Source organism: Heyndrickxia ginsengihumi, from assembly GCF_011008565.1.
GTDB lineage: Bacteria > Bacillota > Bacilli > Bacillales > Bacillaceae_C > Weizmannia > Weizmannia ginsengihumi.
Genome location: NZ_JAAIWK010000001.1, coordinates 265,414 through 283,481, shown reverse-complemented (window position 1 = coordinate 283,481; position 18,068 = coordinate 265,414). Strand labels below are relative to the sequence as shown.

The 18,068-nt window shown below is 35.9% G+C and carries 17 protein-coding genes and 2 tRNA genes; 17 read left to right on the top strand and 2 right to left on the bottom strand.

The window, feature by feature from the left end; all coding sequences use genetic code 11:
* The first annotated feature begins 15 nt into the window (after positions 1 to 15).
* The 12 genes from G4D61_RS01285 (at position 16) to G4D61_RS01230 (ending at position 10,013) form a co-directional block, all read left to right on the top strand.
* Positions 16 to 1,209, top strand: coding sequence for a bifunctional 3,4-dihydroxy-2-butanone-4-phosphate synthase/GTP cyclohydrolase II (locus tag G4D61_RS01285; protein ID WP_163173055.1), 1,194 nt, complete (start codon positions 16 to 18; stop codon positions 1,207 to 1,209).
* 12 nt (positions 1,210 to 1,221) lie between these two features.
* Positions 1,222 to 1,689 (top strand): 6,7-dimethyl-8-ribityllumazine synthase, encoded by a 468-nt coding sequence (ribH, locus tag G4D61_RS01280; RefSeq protein WP_163173053.1) that lies wholly within the window; start codon positions 1,222 to 1,224, stop codon positions 1,687 to 1,689.
* Positions 1,690 to 1,893: 204 nt separating this feature from the next.
* Positions 1,894 to 2,181 carry a 30S ribosomal protein S6 gene (rpsF, locus tag G4D61_RS01275; RefSeq protein ID WP_025730936.1) on the top strand — a complete coding sequence of 96 codons (288 nt, stop codon included), beginning with the start codon at positions 1,894 to 1,896 and terminating at the stop codon, positions 2,179 to 2,181.
* Between the two features lie 61 nt (positions 2,182 to 2,242).
* The gene (gene ssb / locus G4D61_RS01270) at positions 2,243 to 2,737 is read left to right on the top strand and encodes a single-stranded DNA-binding protein (protein ID WP_025730937.1); all 495 of its coding nucleotides are present in this window, start codon (positions 2,243 to 2,245) and stop codon (positions 2,735 to 2,737) included.
* A gap of 44 nt (positions 2,738 to 2,781) precedes the next feature.
* Positions 2,782 to 3,021: a 30S ribosomal protein S18 gene (gene rpsR, locus G4D61_RS01265; RefSeq protein ID WP_025730938.1), complete on the top strand. Its 240-nt coding sequence runs from the start codon at positions 2,782 to 2,784 to the stop codon at positions 3,019 to 3,021.
* A gap of 130 nt (positions 3,022 to 3,151) precedes the next feature.
* A complete protein-coding gene (locus G4D61_RS01260) occupies positions 3,152 to 4,096 on the top strand; it encodes a YybS family protein (RefSeq protein WP_163173051.1) in 945 nt (314 codons plus the stop codon).
* Between the two features lie 56 nt (positions 4,097 to 4,152).
* Positions 4,153 to 6,126, top strand: a complete 1,974-nt coding sequence (locus tag G4D61_RS01255; RefSeq protein WP_025730940.1) for a DHH family phosphoesterase — start codon at positions 4,153 to 4,155, stop codon at positions 6,124 to 6,126.
* Positions 6,123 to 6,572, top strand: a complete 450-nt coding sequence (gene rplI / locus G4D61_RS01250; RefSeq protein WP_025730941.1) for a 50S ribosomal protein L9 — start codon at positions 6,123 to 6,125, stop codon at positions 6,570 to 6,572. The genes G4D61_RS01255 and rplI overlap by 4 nt, the downstream gene beginning before the upstream one ends.
* 175 nt (positions 6,573 to 6,747) lie before the next feature.
* On the top strand, positions 6,748 to 8,103 hold the full coding sequence (gene dnaB, locus G4D61_RS01245) for a replicative DNA helicase (RefSeq protein WP_035355017.1): 1,356 nt from the start codon (positions 6,748 to 6,750) through the stop codon (positions 8,101 to 8,103).
* Positions 8,104 to 8,305: 202 nt separating this feature from the next.
* A complete protein-coding gene (locus G4D61_RS01240; RefSeq protein WP_163173049.1) occupies positions 8,306 to 9,595 on the top strand; it encodes an adenylosuccinate synthase in 1,290 nt (429 codons plus the stop codon).
* Between the two features lie 214 nt (positions 9,596 to 9,809).
* Positions 9,810 to 9,885 (top strand) — tRNA-Asp (locus G4D61_RS01235).
* Between the two features lie 55 nt (positions 9,886 to 9,940).
* A tRNA-Phe gene (locus G4D61_RS01230) sits at positions 9,941 to 10,013 on the top strand.
* 308 nt (positions 10,014 to 10,321) lie between these two features.
* Here the strand turns inward: G4D61_RS01230 and G4D61_RS18030 are convergent.
* The gene (locus G4D61_RS18030) at positions 10,322 to 10,549 is read right to left on the bottom strand and encodes a non-oxidative hydroxyarylic acid decarboxylases subunit D (protein WP_035355014.1); all 228 of its coding nucleotides are present in this window, start codon (positions 10,547 to 10,549) and stop codon (positions 10,322 to 10,324) included.
* A 13-nt stretch (positions 10,550 to 10,562) separates the two neighbouring features.
* Positions 10,563 to 11,981: a non-oxidative hydroxyarylic acid decarboxylases subunit C gene (locus G4D61_RS01220; RefSeq protein WP_025731564.1), complete on the bottom strand. Its 1,419-nt coding sequence runs from the start codon at positions 11,979 to 11,981 to the stop codon at positions 10,563 to 10,565.
* 169 nt (positions 11,982 to 12,150) lie between these two features.
* On the opposite strand from G4D61_RS01220, the gene G4D61_RS01215 reads away from it, so the two are divergent.
* The 5 genes from G4D61_RS01215 to G4D61_RS01195 all read left to right on the top strand — a co-directional run bounded on the left by G4D61_RS01215 (position 12,151) and on the right by G4D61_RS01195 (position 18,060).
* The gene (locus G4D61_RS01215) at positions 12,151 to 13,032 is read left to right on the top strand and encodes a LysR family transcriptional regulator (RefSeq protein ID WP_025731565.1); all 882 of its coding nucleotides are present in this window, start codon (positions 12,151 to 12,153) and stop codon (positions 13,030 to 13,032) included.
* 437 nt (positions 13,033 to 13,469) lie between these two features.
* Entirely contained in the window at positions 13,470 to 14,180 is a 711-nt protein-coding gene (gene yycF, locus G4D61_RS01210; RefSeq protein ID WP_025731566.1) for a response regulator YycF, read from the top strand.
* 4 nt (positions 14,181 to 14,184) lie between these two features.
* Positions 14,185 to 16,002, top strand: coding sequence for a cell wall metabolism sensor histidine kinase WalK (gene walK, locus G4D61_RS01205; protein WP_025731567.1), 1,818 nt, complete (start codon positions 14,185 to 14,187; stop codon positions 16,000 to 16,002).
* Complete coding sequence (locus G4D61_RS01200; RefSeq protein WP_163173047.1) at positions 15,999 to 17,291, top strand: YycH family regulatory protein; 1,293 nt, start codon at positions 15,999 to 16,001, stop codon at positions 17,289 to 17,291. Before walK ends, G4D61_RS01200 begins: the two co-directional genes overlap by 4 nt.
* The gene (locus G4D61_RS01195) at positions 17,278 to 18,060 is read left to right on the top strand and encodes a two-component system regulatory protein YycI (protein ID WP_025731569.1); all 783 of its coding nucleotides are present in this window, start codon (positions 17,278 to 17,280) and stop codon (positions 18,058 to 18,060) included. Before G4D61_RS01200 ends, G4D61_RS01195 begins: the two co-directional genes overlap by 14 nt.
* The last annotated feature ends 8 nt before the right edge of the window (positions 18,061 to 18,068 follow it).

The following is an 18,068-nucleotide window of genomic DNA, read 5'->3' as shown; positions in this document are numbered from 1 at the left end:
AAGAGGTGGTAAAAAGTGCTTCATACAATTGAAGAAGCAGTAGAGGATTTAAAGGCAGGTAAAGTAGTAATCGTAGTGGACGATGAAAATCGCGAGAATGAAGGCGATTTGATCGGGTTAGGAGAAAGGGTCTCTCCAGAGATGATTAATTTTATGGCAAAAGAAGGAAGAGGCTTAATTTGTGTTCCTGTCTCAGAAGAAAAAGCAACGCAGCTTGATCTTAATATGATGACACAACAAAATACAGATTCGCATGGAACGGCTTTTACAATTAGCATTGATCATCGGACAACAACTACAGGGATTAGTGCATTTGAACGGGCGACGACCATTCAAGAAATGGTAAAAGACGAATCAGTCCCTGAAGATTTCCACCGTCCAGGTCATATTTTCCCACTCATCGGAAAAAAAGGTGGGGTGTTAAACCGTCCCGGGCATACTGAAGCAGCATTAGATTTGGCTAAGCTTGCAGGCATGAAACAAGTTGGGGTCATTTGTGAAATTATGAATGAAGATGGGACAATGGCTAAGCTTCCGCAATTACAGGAAATAGCTAAACGCCATCAGCTAAAAATAATTACGATCGAATCTTTGATTGAATATCGCAGAAAACATGAGAAATTAGTACAAAGAGAAGTAGAAATTAAGCTGCCGACAGATTTTGGGGATTTTAAAGCAATTGGCTATACAGAAGTTCTTTCAGGGAAAGAACATGTTGCCCTTATTAAAGGAGACATTAGTAGCAATGAACCAATACTCGTTAGAGTACATTCTGAATGTTTGACAGGAGATGTATTTGGTTCACATCGCTGTGACTGTGGACCGCAATTAGCTGCTGCCTTAACAACAATTGAAAAAGAAGGAAAAGGTGTTCTTTTGTATATGAGGCAAGAAGGAAGAGGCATTGGCTTAATCAATAAATTAAAAGCATATAAGCTTCAGGAACAGGGCCTAGACACCGTTGAGGCAAATCATGAGCTTGGTTTCCCTGCTGATATGCGCGATTATTTAATTAGCGCACAAATGTTACAAGACCTTGGCGTTCGAAAACTGCGATTACTAACAAATAATCCCGAAAAAATTTCTGGATTAGAGAACTATGGAATTGAAATTTCCGAGCGTGTACCGATTGAAATTGAAGCAAAAAAAGAAAATGAACAATATTTACGAACAAAAGTAGAAAAAATGGGACATTTATTACACATTTAGGAGGAGAAAAAAATGGCAAAAGTTTATGAAGGAAAATTAGTTGGAACAGGTTTGAAAATTGGTATTGTTGTTTCTCGTTTTAATGAATTTATTACAAGTAAATTACTGAGCGGAGCTGAGGATGCCCTTAGCCGGCATGGTGTTGAAAGTGAAAATATTGAAATTGCGTGGGTACCAGGGGCATTTGAAATACCGTTAATTGCGAAAAAAATGGCATCATCCGGAAAATATGATGCTGTACTTGCATTAGGAACTGTTATCCGTGGTGCTACAGCTCATTTTGATTTTGTGAGTAATGAGGCTACAAAGGGAGTTGCCCAAGCTAGCTTACAAACTGAAGTTCCTGTCATTTTTGGAGTGCTAACAACAGATACCATTGAGCAGGCAATTGAAAGAGCAGGTACTAAGGCAGGAAATAAAGGTTGGGATGCAGCTATTGGTGCAATTGAAATGGCTAACCTTTTAAAACAGCTTTCATAAGAAAAGAAAAATATCCTTCTTAATAGAGACAACTATTTAAGAGAGAGCCGCGCATTAGAATGAAAAGTATAAGAAGGAAGTCTAGCATCATTGCATTTACTATATACTTATGATATACTTACGACTTGTGAGTAATGAACGAAAAAATACATTGCTCCTTGCCCTATTACAGGGCCGCATAGTCCATAAGGAGGTGACACTAAGATGAGAAAGTATGAAGTTATGTACATTATCCGTCCAAATATTGAGGATGAAGCTAAAAAAGCTTTAGTTGAACGTTTTGATAACGTGTTAACATCTCAAGGTGCGGAAATCATCGAATCTAAAGAGTGGGGTAAGCGTCGTCTTGCGTATGAAATCCAAGACTTCCGTGATGGTTACTATCATATCATCAATGTAAATGCAAACCCTGAAGCGGTTCAAGAATTTGACCGTCTTGCAAAGATTAGCGGAGATATTATCCGTCACATCGTTATTAAAGATGAAAAATAATACTATTTAAATAAAACTGTTTCACGTGAAACGTATTCGAATATGAGAGGGGTTGATTCTGATGATGAACCGTGTTGTTCTAGTAGGTAGATTAACGAAAGATCCTGACTTACGGTATACTCCAAATGGGGTTCCGGTTGCTACATTTACGCTTGCTGTGAATCGTACGTTCTCGAATCAGCAAGGGGAAAGACAGGCGGACTTTATTAACTGCGTAGTCTGGAGAAAACAAGCTGAAAATGTAGCAAACTTCTTGAAAAAAGGTAGTTTAGCTGGCGTTGACGGCCGTATCCAAACACGTAATTATGAAGGTCAAGATGGTAGACGTGTTTATGTGACTGAAGTAGTGGCAGAAAGCGTCCAATTCTTAGAGCCTAGGAATGCTAACCAAGACCGCGGCGGGAATGATTTTTATGGTGGTCAAGGAAGTCAGCCTTCGTTTAATCCGAATCAGAACCAGAATCAGCCTAACCCGAATTATTCTAAGTTTGATGAAGATCCATTTTCAAATGATGGGCAGCCGATTGACATCTCTGATGATGATCTTCCATTCTAAACATTGCATAACTAAAAATTAGTTAATTAAGGAGGGAAATGAAAATGGCAGGTGGACGCAGAGGCGGACGTAAACGTCGTAAAGTGTGTTATTTCACAGCAAACGGAATTACACACATTGACTATAAAGATGTAGATTTATTGAAAAAATTCATCTCTGAACGTGGGAAAATTCTTCCTCGTCGTGTAACTGGTACGAGCGCTAAATATCAACGTAAATTAACAATTGCTATTAAACGTTCTCGTCAAATGGCATTATTGCCTTATGTTGCAGAAGATAAATAAGATCGTTAAAAGCAGTGAGGTTATCCTTGCTGCTTTTTTATAATGAATAAATAAGTATTTTTGTTTCAAACTTTGAATGTGTTAAAATATAGGAAACTTAACATCATTCATTATTGAAGGGAGAGACGAAGTGAAAAAGACAAGAATGTTAACTGAAGGAGCTATGCTTGCAGCAATTTTTGCTGTACTTATGCTTGTATTCCTTTATGTGCCGATTATTGGTGGAGTATCTATACTTTTTCTCATACTGCCTTTTCTCATATATGGAGCGAAATATCCTTTAAAATATTCTCTTCTTTTTTTTATTGTGAGTATATTCGTATCGTTATTATTTGGAACAGTCACTTCTATTCCAATAACAGTCATTATGGGAACGACAGGTCTTGTAATTGGATATTGTATACGACTTGAAAAGTCCAAATTCATTACATACATAGCAGCAAGTGCCACATTTTTAATTGATACAGTTGTTGGTATTTTAATTGCGATCAAATTTTTCCATATTAATTATTTGGATGAAGAGTTAACAAGACTTCAACAATCGATAAATCAGTCTCGAAATATGATGAAAGCGTTTGGACAGCAACAAGCCTACGATCGCTTAAATGAAATGTCAAAAACCTTGATATATATGGTTCATACTCTTTTGCCATCATTGTTATTGCTCGAATCCTTTTTTGCCATTTTCATACTTATGCTAATAAACTACCCGATCGCAAAAAGATTTGGCATTCGTGTCCCTAAATGGAAACCCTTTCGAGAGTTTAATTTACCAAAAAATTTTCAATGGTACTTTCTCACTTTTTTAATACTATCTTTATTTTTCGGTAAATATCTACATGGGTTTTTATCTACTGCATTGTTAAATATTCTGTTTATCTTTTTAATATTGATGATACTACAAGGATTTTCACTTATTTGTTATTATGGTTATATAAAAAAGTGGCCAAAAGCGATACTAGTCTTTATTGTAATCATCACACTCATATATTCTCCGCTCCTTTATGCCGTAATCATGTTAGGAATCATTGATTTAGGATTTAATTTGAGAGCATGGGTGAACAGGGATGTTTAAGGGTACTGTAAAGAAATATAAAAAAATAGGAAGTTTCTTATATAGGAGCTGAAAAAATGCCTTCTTACAATAAGCGATTAATGAGGTATCCTCTATACGGTTTAATTGCTGTATCACTCATTTTACTAGCAATTGTTTTCTTTTATTATTGGTGGATTACAGCGATTGGACTGCTATTATTAGGGGCACTGTTTTATTTCGCATTTTATCTTGAGCAAAAATCAAATGAAGAAATAGAAAAGTATATTTCAACTTTATCTTATCGTGTAAAGCGAGTAGGTGAAGAGGCATTAATGGAAATGCCGATTGGAATTATGCTGTATAATGAAGAAGATTATTCAATTGAGTGGACGAATCCTTTCCTTGCCTCCTGTTTTAATGAAGATACATTAGTAGGGCGTTCGTTATATGACGTATGTGAAACGCTAGTACCTTTAATTAAGCAAGAGGTTGATTCTGAAACTGTTGCATTATATGAAAGAAAATATAGAGTCGTTTTAAAGCTAGAAGAACGTCTTATCTACTTCTTTGATATTACTGAACAATTGGAAATTGAAAAACTATATGAGGAAGAACAATCTGTTATTGCAATCATTTTTCTAGATAATTATGATGAAGTTACGCAAGGATTAGATGACCAGACAACAACGACCCTTAATAGCTTAGTAACGTCTATTTTAAATAAATGGACGACAGCTAAAGGAATATTCTTCAAACGTATTTCATCCGATAAATTTATTGCTGTATTTAATGAGCGTATTCTTCACGATTTAGAGGGAGATAAGTTTACTATATTAGATGAAGTACGGGAAGTTACTGCGAAAAAGAATATTCCGTTAACCCTTAGCATTGGGGTAGGTGCTGGAACCTCTTCTTTACCAGAATTGGGTGAATTAGCCCAATCAAGTTTGGACATTGCCCTTGGACGAGGCGGTGACCAAGTTGCAATTAAAAAAGCTAACGGGAAAGTAAAATTTTACGGTGGAAAAACAAATCCAGTCGAAAAACGAACGAGAGTAAGGGCTAGAGTAATCTCTCATGCGTTAAGAGAGATCATGCTAGAAAAAGATAAAGTGATGATTATGGGGCATAAGTATCCTGATATGGATGCTATTGGAGCCGCTATCGGAATTCGAAAAGTTGCAGAAATGAATCAAAAGGAAAGTTATATCATATTAAATTCATCAGAAATTGATACGAGTGTGCAGCGTCTATTAGACGAAATTAAGCAATACCCAGAACTTTATGCACATTTTATTTCTCCTGATGAAGCTTTAGAAATGGCAACAGATAATACGTTGCTTGTCGTTGTAGATACGCATAAGCCTTCCCTTGTTATTGATGAACGATTAGTAAGAAGAATTGAAAATATCATAGTGATTGATCATCATCGCCGCGGAGAAGATTTTATTAAAAATCCATTGCTTGTTTATATGGAGCCATATGCCTCTTCTACTGCAGAGTTAGTCACTGAATTAATGGAATACCAGCCAAAGAATGGAAAAATCAATATGCTTGAAGCAACTGCCCTCCTTGCTGGTATAATAGTAGACACAAAAAGCTTTACATTACGAACAGGATCTAGAACTTTTGATGCAGCATCATATTTGCGTGCTCAAGGAGCAGATACTGTATTGGTGCAAAAGTTTCTAAAAGAAGATTTACGATCATTTATTCAGCGTTCTAAGTTAATTGAAACAGTGAAATTTCCTTTCAGTGGAATTGCCATTGCAAAGGGGAAAGAAGATGCTAAATATAATTCTGTTTTAATGGCTCAAACAGCAGATACGATGTTGACGATGAATGGTGTCGACGCTTCTTTTGTGATCGCGAGAAAAAGTGATGATGAAATTGGCATTAGTGCTAGATCGTTGGGGAGCATCAATGTCCAAGTCGTTATGGAAGCAATGAATGGCGGCGGACATTTATCAAATGCGGCTACACAATTAAAAAATATTACTGTTGATCAAGCTGAAGCACAGTTGCTTAAAGTGATAGGAGAATATTTGGAAGGGAGTAAAGAATCATGAAAGTCATATTCTTGAAAGATGTTAAAGGAAAAGGAAAAAAAGGTGAAATTAAAAATGTTGCAGATGGGTATGCGCATAATTTTCTATTTAAACAAGGCGCAGCAATTGAAGCAACACCAGCAAATTTAAAAAATGTAGAAGCTCAGAAGAAAAAAGAGCAGAAACTTGCGCAGGAAGAGCTTGAAGAATCAAAAAGGTTAAAGGAAAAACTAGAATCTTTAACAGTTGAATTGAAGGCAAAATCTGGACAAGATGGACGTCTATTCGGTTCTATTACGAGCAAACAAATTGCGGAAGAACTAAAAAAAGCTCATAACATTAAAATTGATAAGAGAAAAATTGAGTTAGAAGATGCTATTCGTGCTCTTGGATATACAAAAGTACCCGTAAAGCTTCACTCAGACGTAACTGCAACATTGAACGTACATGTTTCAGAAGAAAGCTAAATTTCCCAGCTACAATTTAATGGGTCTCATGTTACAATAGATTTATATTCAGCATGGACAACAACAAAAATGTGATCGATTATTATGATCACATTTTTTGTATGAATAAAAATATATAAAACTAGCTTATGGGGAATAACTCCATATTTTTTATAAAAAGAATGGGAGGGTTTATATGAGTGAAATAATAGATCGCATTCCACCTCAAAATATTGAAGCAGAACAAGCGGTACTTGGTGCGATTTTTTTAGAACCTTCTTCGTTCATTACTGCTTCAGAAGTATTGGTGCCTGAAGATTTTTATCGAAGTGCACATCAGAAAATTTTCCAGATCTTTTTCAAGCTAAATGATGCTGGTAAAGCGGTCGATTTAGTTACAGTTGCGGAGGAGCTGTCTGTAACGCAGCAATTAGAAGATGTTGGGGGAGTTTCTTATTTAAGTGAACTAGCAACGAGTGTACCGACAGCTGCAAATATCGGCTATTATGCTCAAATTGTAGCAGAAAAATCATTGTTGCGCCGTTTAATCCGCACTGCGACGAATATTGCGCAAGAGGGATATACGAGAGAAGACAGCGTCGATGAACTGCTAGATGATGCTGAAAGAAGTATCATGGAAGTAGCGCAACGAAAAAATGCCGGAGACTTCCAACATATTAAAGATGTTCTCGTGAACACATATGATAATATTGAATTATTGCACAATCGTAAAGGAGATATAACCGGTATTCCAACTGGATTTAATGAACTTGATAGAATGACAGCAGGTTTTCAAAGAAATGATCTAATTATTGTTGCAGCGCGTCCGTCAGTAGGAAAAACGGCATTTGCCTTAAATATTGCACAAAATGTTGGAACGAAAGCCGGAGAGAATGTTGCTATTTTCAGTCTGGAAATGGGTGCTGAGCAGCTTGTAATGCGTATGCTTTGTGCGGAAGGAAATATTGACGCGCAAAGACTCCGTACAGGTTCTTTGACCGATGAGGACTGGAGAAAATTGACTATGGCAATGGGGAGTCTATCAAATTCAGGTATTTTCATAGATGATACTCCAGGGATTCGGATTAGTGAAATCCGTTCTAAGTGCCGTCGTCTAAAGCAAGAACAAGGCCTAGGTATGATTGTAATTGACTATTTGCAATTAATACAAGGAAGCGCAAATTCAAAAGAAAATAGACAGCAGGAAGTTTCTGAGATTTCGAGGTCATTAAAGGCATTAGCGAGGGAATTGGAAGTGCCTGTTATTGCCTTATCACAGCTATCACGTAGTGTAGAGCAGCGGCAAGATAAGCGACCAATGATGAGTGACATTCGTGAATCTGGAAGTATTGAGCAAGATGCGGATATTGTAGCATTCTTATATCGTGAAGATTATTATGAGCAAGATACAGAGAATAAAAATATTATTGAAATCATTATTGCGAAGCAGCGTAATGGTCCAGTAGGCACTGTTCAACTGGCATTCGTGAAAGAATATAATAAGTTTGTTAACTTGGAGAGAAGATTTGATGATGCTCCAGTTCCTGCATAAAGTAACAGGGAGAGACCATAATAAAAAGGTCTCTTTTTTTATAGCCTTGTGTTCTATGTCAAAAAAATTTACCAACTTAATTAACGAATAAATATATCAAATATAATGATAAATGTTCGGATTTTCATTGATATTCTTTTTTAACACTGTTAAAATGTAAATAGAAATGATGAATTTGCAAAAATTTGCGGAGGTGCACAGAATGTCATCAGTTGTCGTAGTAGGGACACAATGGGGAGATGAGGGGAAAGGAAAAATTACAGACTTCCTTTCTGAGAATGCAGAGGTTATTGCCCGTTATCAAGGTGGGAATAATGCAGGGCATACAATCCGTTTTGATGGTGTCACTTATAAATTGCATTTGATTCCTTCAGGGATTTTCTATAAAGAAAAAATTAGTGTAATCGGAAATGGTATGGTTGTAGATCCAAAGGCACTTGTAGAAGAGTTAAAATATCTTCACGATAAAGGCATTTCTACAGATAACTTACGTATCAGCAATCGCGCACACGTAATCCTTCCTTATCATTTAAAATTAGATGAAGTGGAAGAAGCACGTAAAGGTGATCATAAAATTGGTACGACGAAAAAAGGAATCGGACCTGCATATATGGATAAAGCAGCTCGAGTAGGTATCCGTATTGCGGATTTATTAGATTATGACGAATTTAAAGAAAAACTGACACGTAACTTAGAAGAAAAAAATCGTTTGTTTGAAAAAATTTATGAGACAGACGGATTTACATTAGAAGAAATTTTAGAACCATACTATGAATATGGACAACAATTTAAACAATACGTATGTGACACCTCTGTTGTATTAAATGATGCATTAGATGCCGGACGCCGCGTTTTATTTGAAGGTGCTCAAGGTGTAATGCTTGATATTGACCAAGGTACATACCCATTTGTTACTTCTTCTAACCCTGTTGCTGGTGGAGTGACAATTGGCTCTGGTGTTGGACCGTCCAAAATTAACCATGTTGTAGGTATTGCAAAAGCATATACAACACGTGTCGGTGATGGCCCGTTCCCTACAGAATTATTAGATGAAATTGGCGATCAAATTCGTGAAGTTGGCCATGAATATGGTACTACGACTGGAAGAGCTCGTCGTGTTGGCTGGTTTGATAGTGTCGTAGTTCGCCATGCTCGCCGTGTTAGCGGGATCACCGATTTATCACTTAACTTATTAGATGTATTAACAGGGATTGATACATTAAAAATTTGTATTGCTTATCGTTATAAAGGTCAAACAACTGAAGAATTCCCGGCTAGTCTTAAAGTACTAGCAGAATGTGAACCTGTTTATGAAGAACTTCCAGGTTGGACAGAAGACATTACCGGATGCCGTTCATTAGATGATCTTCCAGAAAATGCACGTCATTATCTTGAAAGAGTTTCTCAACTGACAGGAATTCCAGTTTCAATTTTCTCTGTCGGTCCAGACCGTTCACAAACAAATGTCGTTCAAAGTGTATGGCGCGTATAATGTTATCCTGAAGGATTAAGGTCCCATGATCTTAATCCTTTTTTAATTGGCCACTATGACCTGCTCATAAAGAGGTCTTTTACAAAAACGATTATGACGAAAAATATTTCTTTTTTAATAAACTTTTAAAAAAAATGTAGAAAAATGTTGCAATGTATTAAGATCTTATGATAATATTGTTTTTGTTGTTACGAAATATGACAAATATAACATTGGTCCCGTAGTGTAGCGGTTATCACGCCTGCCTGTCACGCAGGAGATCGCGGGTTCGATTCCCGTCGGGACCGCCATTTTACATATTTTTTGTTGATATCTTATTCTTACATAAGTATCAAATGGATTTTTGGCTCGGTAGCTCAGTCGGTAGAGCAAAGGACTGAAAATCCTTGTGTCGGCGGTTCGATTCCGTCCCGAGCCATTATTAAAAAGCACTGCGATGACTTAGTCTCTCGTAGTGCTTTTTTTTATAACCTACGACCTCTTCTGCTTAGTGTTCATATTGCTATGCTTGCATTATGAGTTTGTTAGAAGTTTAGTCTCCTAGTAAGTATCGTCAGTTATAATAAGACATTCTAATCTATATTTTTCTCTGCCTATTCAGAAATGACTAGGTGGATCTCCAAATTACATTTTTTTAACTTTTCCAGTAGTCGAAGTCCTAATATATTTCCAGAAGCTCCAGTCATTGCAACAATTAATTTCATTGTAGCCCCCTTCCATAAGGACTTATTTCCTTCTTTTTGCAATTTCAGGATGTACTTGATAGTCTTTCATCTTATTTGGGTCGACCCTGAATCTTGGATCATATAATATCGGATTTTTAATGGTCTCCGGTTCAGTTGATCTCCATGTAAACGTACAGATTGGGCATGAGTACATAATCCAACATCCTTTTTCTGGCGACTCACACAAGACCTGAGCTTTTTTTGAATTACAGCGAGGACATGTAGGCAATGTTATTCACTCCTTATTTTTTAATTAAGTTTTTTAAAATGTTTTCCCATTTTTTTGTATCTCGAGGTGCTTCCACAGATGGAGCAAAATTACTGCGACTCTCAGGCGCTTTAGGTGTTGTTGCATCAATAATGAGTTTATGTGTAATTCCTGGTGGCTGTGAACTTGGATCAAGTGATAAAACTGATGCATTAGGTATCATAATCAAATCTTGGTCCGGCGCTACTCGGGTTGAGAGAGCCCACATTACTTGGGGTAAGTTAAAAGGGTCAATAAAATCATCTACGACAATTACGAGTTTGCAATATCCAAGTCCATGTGGTGTGGTCATTGCACGCATTCCAATTGCTTTGGCAAAACCACCAAATCGTGTTTTTGTTGATATAATTGCAACTAATCCCTGAGTATACATCGCGTTGACTGCTTGGACTTCAGGAAATGCCTCTTTTAACTGTTGATAGAGAGGGACACAAGTATTGATACTTGTCATATAATCCATTTCAGTCCAGGAAACACCTAAGTATAAATGCTCAAATATCGGATTGTCTCGGTGGTAAATCGCTTTAATTTTAATGATTGGTTGAAGGCGCGCATCGGAATAGCTACCAGTAAATTCCCCAAATGGGCCTTCAAACTCCCGTTCCCCTGCGATAATTTCCCCTTCTAGGACCACCTCTGCTCCCCATGGTACATCTAAGTTAGAATGTTTAGAACGTACAATTCGGTATGGCTCCCCTTGAATTGCACCAGCCATTTCATATTCTGATTGCTCATAGGTTAACGGTGAGCCCGAAATAGTTGTAATAACCGGGTCATTTCCAATAGCAATCGTTACGGGGAGATTTTCTCCACGTTCTTCGGCAATTCTTAAATGGATGCCAATGTCGTGTGTAGGAATCGGCTGAATACCGAGCTTGTCTTTCCCTTTTACTTGAAGTCGGTAAATTCCGACATTTTGCTTTCCAAAGTTTTCTGGATCGTCTAAATCTCTGCTAATTACACAGGCTTTATCAATAAAACATCCAGAGTCTTTACTATTTAAGCGAAATAGGGGTAGAACATCAAATAAGTTAATATCCTCTGTTATTTTATTGGCATGAAAAGGTGCTGTATCTACTCTTTCGACTTGGACAGGATAATGATTCCATCGACGTGCAAATTCATGAAACTGTTCTTTTACTGGGGTATTCTTCGGCAACCCCATCATCAATGCATGGTTTGGCCACGATCCAATAACATTCAATACTACTTTTTCTGTCCGGTATCCATGAATGTTATGAAATAATAAAGCAGGAGATTGATCTCCAAGATTATTGACAGCACGTGCTGCTGAACCAAGATCAGGTTCGGGATTTACTTGCTGAGTAACGTGGATAAGCTGTCCTTCCTCTTCGAGCTTTTTAAGAAAGGAGCGTAAATCTCTGTAGACCATAGACAGACCACCTCTTTGAATGATTTAATTTGGATACAAAAGCTTATATCCGATTTCATATGGCTATGATTACGATATTTACTCTACACCTTGATATTTTATATGTAAAATATATATAATATATATTATGTATATGTTTTTTTAATAAATAAAAGAGGATCAATTGAAAATGGATTTACGAAAGCTCCTTTATTTTGTGACAATAGTAGAAGAAGGACAAATAACCCGAGCAGCAAAAAAGCTGCATATGGCACAACCGCCACTTAGTCTCCAATTGAAGGCGTTAGAAGAAGAATTGGGTGTGACTTTAATACGGAGAAATACTAAAACTATTGAACTGACTGCAGCTGGACGAACTTGTTATCACCGTGCAAAAGAAATCTTAAATTCGGTAGACGGTATGATGTTAGAGATAAAAGAACAGGAAAATGGAATTGCCGGGAATCTTTCTATTGGAACTGTTATGTCTTGTGTATCATATCTGCCAAAGGCAATTCAGACTTTTCAACAGATCTATCCGCGAGTTACGTTTCAACTGTGGGAAGGGGATTCGCATCGGGTGGAAGAACTGTTACAAACAAAAACAGTAGATTTAGGGATTACAAGATTACCTATAGAATCAGAAAATTTGAATATTGTAAATTTGAATACTGAGCCACTTGTTGCTGTACAGCCAAATGGTTGGAATGTTATACAAGGAAGTACAATTCATATAAAAGAACTTAAGCATTATCCTCTTATGGTATTGCATGGACAAGGAGGAAAAGGTTTATTTGAAATATTCGTTGAGTCCTGCCAAAACTTTCATTTTAATCCTAAAATCATCTGTGAATCTCCGGATGTTGCCGCTTTACTTACACTGGTTGATTCAGCCGTAGGTATTGCGATTGTTCCAAAATCAGCAATTGAGTTAAGACCTAAAGGTACTCTAATAAATGCTGAAATTACCCCACTTTTAAAGTCTGAAACAGCTCTTGTCTGGCCTAAAGACCGGCGCATATCTAAAACAGCGGAACATTTCAGTAGAGTACTTATTGGCTCTTTAAGCTAAGATAAATGTCTTTAACAAAATGGTAAACCATCATTTACTTACCTTTTAAAGCATTACTATTTGTATAAAATATTGATATATCCGTTAAATATAAAAAGATGACGGTTCCATTACTAGATATTTCAAATGGACAAACAAGTTATTATTACGTTAAAATAATAATTAGGAATCGATAAGCACGTATTTTATTTGAATGAAGATTGAGATGTCTGCCTCTAGAAATTTCTAGAGGCTTTCCTGTTAGTGCTTATGGATTTTGCAAAAGCTATATTACATAGAACGTAATGAGATATAGTATTAGAATATATTTGAAAATGTTAAATTTTAAAGAGGTTTATTTTACGTTGAAGTAGAATAGTTTTCGTTGTAATTATAAACAGTGAAATAAATATTTATCTGAAATAGAGAGTTATTGTAAAACAAGAAGGAGCATTTTTATGGATAAGAAAATATTAGTAGTAGATGATGAAAAACCAATTGCAAATATTTTGCAGTTTAATTTAACGAAAGAAGGATATACCGTCTATTGTGCTTATGATGGGGAAGAAGCATTAGAAATGGTAGAAGAGGTTGAGCCTGATTTAATTATTTTGGATATTATGTTACCAAAGCGTGATGGCATGGAAGTTTGTCGTGAAGTTCGGAAAAAATATGAAATGCCCATTATTATGGTAACAGCAAAAGATTCAGAAATTGATAAAGTATTAGGATTGGAGCTCGGAGCGGATGATTATGTAACAAAACCTTTTAGCGCCAGGGAATTGATTGCGCGTGTTAAGGCTAATTTACGCCGTCACCAACAGGTTGCAGCAATGGCTAATGAGGAAGAGGAATCAAACGAGATTACAGTGGGTTCCTTAGTAATTCATCCTGATGCATATATTGTTTCGAAGCGCGGGGAAACGATTGAATTGACTCATCGTGAGTTTGAACTCCTCCATTATTTAGCTAAACATATTGGGCAAGTTATGACCCGAGAACATCTTCTTGAGACTGTGTGGGGCTATGACTATTATGGTGATGTAAGAACGGTGGATGTAACCGTAAGAAGATTAAGAGAAAAGGTAGAAGATAATCCTAGCCATCCTGAATGGATTGTAACTAGGAGAGGTGTAGGATACTATTTACGCAACCCTGAACAGGAGTAAATAAATGAAGAAAGTTAATTTTTTTCAATCAATCCATTTTAAAATTGTGATCATTTATATCCTATTAATCATTGTCGCTATGGAGATTATTGGGGTCTACTTTATCAATAAATTGGAAGATCAATTAGAAAGTAATTTTAAGAAATCCATCTATGACCAGGTAAATGTTCTTGAATACAGTATTCAAGATTTATTAACGAAAAAGCAAAATCAAGCAGAAGATGTTACGAGTGAAATTAGGAAGGTACTATCAGACTTCAATAGTTCAGATGTATCGGAGATTCGCCTAATTGATGGTCACAGTGGGGTTATTTTAGGAACTTCTAATAATCAAGGGATTGTTGGTCAAAAAACTTCTGAAAAAATTGTTAAAACAGCGCTCGAAACCGGTGAGAAAGAAGATGAAATATATTTAGACAAGCAAACAGGGGATCGTATGTGGGTATTGGCCTCCCCGATTAAATCAAACGGTGATGTGATCGGTATTGTCTATCTAGTATCAAAGATTGAGTCTGTATATCGACAAGTCCAGGCGATTAATCAGATCTTTATGACTGGAACAGTAATCGCGTTATTTATTACAGCTTTACTCGGTATTATTATTTCCCGGACAATTTCTAGGCCGATTTCAGAAATGCGTAGACAAGCAATTGCAATGGCAAGAGGGAACTTTTCGCGTAAAGTTAAAGTAAAGGGCAATGATGAAATTGGGCAACTTGCAATTTCCTTTAATCATATGACGAAAAAATTACAAGAGGCACAGGCAAATACCGAGGGTGAAAGGCGGAAATTTGCTTCAATTCTTACGCATATGACAGATGGGGTAATTGCAACAGACCGTAGAGGGAGAGTTATTCTAATAAATGACCCTGCGGAAGAATTGCTAGATGTTTCACGTGAAACAGTATTGTCTCAACCGCTTGTATCTGTACTGAAAGTGGAAGATGAGCATTGTTTTGAGGATTTATTAACAGAACAGGATTCAATCATTTTAGATTTTAGTACAAAAGAGGAACCATATATTTTAAGAGCGAATTTTTCTGCAATACAAAATGAAGCAGGATTTGTTAGTGGATTAATTACAGTTCTCCATGATATTACCGAACAAGAAAAAATTGATATGGAACGAAGAGAATTTGTAGCAAATGTTTCGCATGAGCTTAGAACTCCATTAACAACTATGAGAAGTTATTTGGAGGCTTTGGCTGATGGAGCATGGAAAGATGAACAAATTGCTCCTCAGTTTTTAAGTGTCACACAAAATGAGACAGAGAGAATGATTCGACTTGTGAATGATTTACTTAAATTATCAAAACTTGATAGTAAAGATGGGCACTTGAATAAAGAAATGGTTAATTTTACTGAATTTTTCCAGCATATTATTGACCGTTTTGAAATGACGAAAGAGCAAAATGTTACATTTAAACGCAAGTTGCCAAAAACAGAATTATTTGTTGAGATTGATGAGGACAAATTAACACAAGTGCTATACAACATTATTTCAAATGCATTGAAGTATTCTCCTGAAGGTGGTCAAATCACGTTTAGAGTAAAAGAGTTTGATGAAAGAATAGAAGTAAGTATTTCAGACCAAGGTGTAGGAATTCCAAAGGAAAACGTGAAGAAGATTTTTGAACGTTTTTATCGTGTCGATAAAGCTCGTAGTAGAAAAATGGGCGGAACTGGCCTGGGACTTGCGATTGCAAAAGAAATGGTTGAATTACATGGTGGACGTATATGGGCCAGCAGTCAAGAAGGCAAAGGAACAACGATATACTTCACCCTTCCATATGAGCGTACACAAGAGGATGAGTGGTCATGAAATTAGAGACAATCAAAACGACGATATTAAGTGTACTTGTCTGTCTCAGCATTTTTTTAACTTGGCTGATTTGGAACAATCAGCCAAATTATGAATGGCTAAATTTAAATGATTTATCCAATATTTCAATTTCTAAGGAAAAAAAGGTTTCGCAAATTGTTTTGCCAGATAAATCTGTATACCATCAAAATAATATGGCATATGGTACTGTCCAAAATGGTGAAGTCAACCGAATTATGAAAGAATTAGAGTCATGGAATTTTGATATTATCAGTACGAAACGCTTATCTCACAATGAAATCAATTACTTGATAATGAGTAATCAAAGGTTAGTACTGGAGTTCCCTGATGATATTCCTTTTAATGTTTATCAAAATGTTTTTCATTTTACAAACAAAAAAATTCCAAATGCTAATTTTGATCATATCGTGGTGGAACTTAAAAAGGGATCAAAATTAGTCAATCGTATCTATTTTATTTCGTCAAAAACGAATAAAGTATTTGAAGCAAGTACAGACCAGAAAAAAATTCAAGTCTTCCTCACTCATTTAAATCAAAACTTGGATGTATATGATCCATATGCTGCCTATACGATAAAAAATAATAAAAAAGTGTTCTTGCCTACAAATACACCCGTTATGAATCAATATAATTATGCGATTACGGATATTGAAATCGATAAATTTAAAAAGGTATTGTTCCGTGACCCAAGTTTTGTTAAAAAAGTAGCGGATGAATATACAAATGGGACAAGTTTGTTGCGGACAGATGATGACCATAAAGTGTTTTCTTTTGTAAATCCCGCTGAAAATAATGAACTTAATCATGTAGATGACCATTTATTCATGAAATCAATTGATTTTATTAATCAGCATAGCGGGTGGACTGACCAATTTCAATATTTCGAGATGAACGAAAAAGAACATGAAGTTACATTTCGGCTATTTAAAGATGGCTATCCTGTTTTTAATGAAGATGGCATGGCAGATATCCAAGAATATTGGGGAGAAAATGAAATCTATAAATATGTACGTCCATATTATTTGTTATCTGTAGATTTGCCGATGAAATCAAATACAGTGAAACTCAAGTCTGCTACGCAAGTCATAAGCGAATTAAAAAATGACTCTTCTATTAATATGAATAATGTTGAAGATATTGCCTTAGGATATTCTTTGAAGAAAGACGGGGACAGTTCTGATATACTCTCATTTAAGCCGGCATGGTACTATTGCTATAATGGCGTCTGGAAGGTTTTAGGAGGGGGAGATAAAGATGGATTGGAGTAAAACGAAAACAATGTTTATCGTTGTCTTCCTCATACTAGATATATTTTTGGCTATCGTGTTTGGCTATAAACATACAAAAAATCAATATGCTATCTTTGATAACCCAACAGAAGAACAGAGCTTAAAAGAAGCAGGAATTTCGTATAATAATTTACCAAAGGGAAGATCAAAACGTCCTTATATTAGTGCGAGTCAAAAGCAATTTACGGATAAAGATATAAAAAAATTAAAGAATCAGCAAGCATCTATTGTAAATAAAACGATGATCAGTTCGACGTTTGATAAGCCAATTAAACTCGGAAAATCTTTAAAGGAAGGTCAATTAGAAGCTGTTGTAGAGGAAAATGTTTTGAATGGCAATCAGTATAAGTATTGGAGCTATAATAAAACATTAAATCAAGTAATATTCTATCAAACTTATGAAAATAAACGAATTTTTCAAAACAGTAGTGCACAGTTGATCGTCTATTTAAACGATAAAAATGAAATGATTGGATATGACCAAACGTATTTAACAAAGATAACGAAATATAAAGAAGCAGAAGAGACATTATCAGCAATTAAGGCATTAGAAACTTTATATAAAAAAGGGATGATCAAACCTAATAGTAAAGTCGTAGATACAGATCTAGGCTACTATACAAGGGTGCCTAAACTTCAAGTATTAGTTCCAACATGGCATTTTGTCGTGCAGCATGGAGGAAAAACAGAACATCTTTTCGTTAATGCGTTTGAAGGGCAAGTAAATAAGATTGATAATAATGAATAATGGAAGTG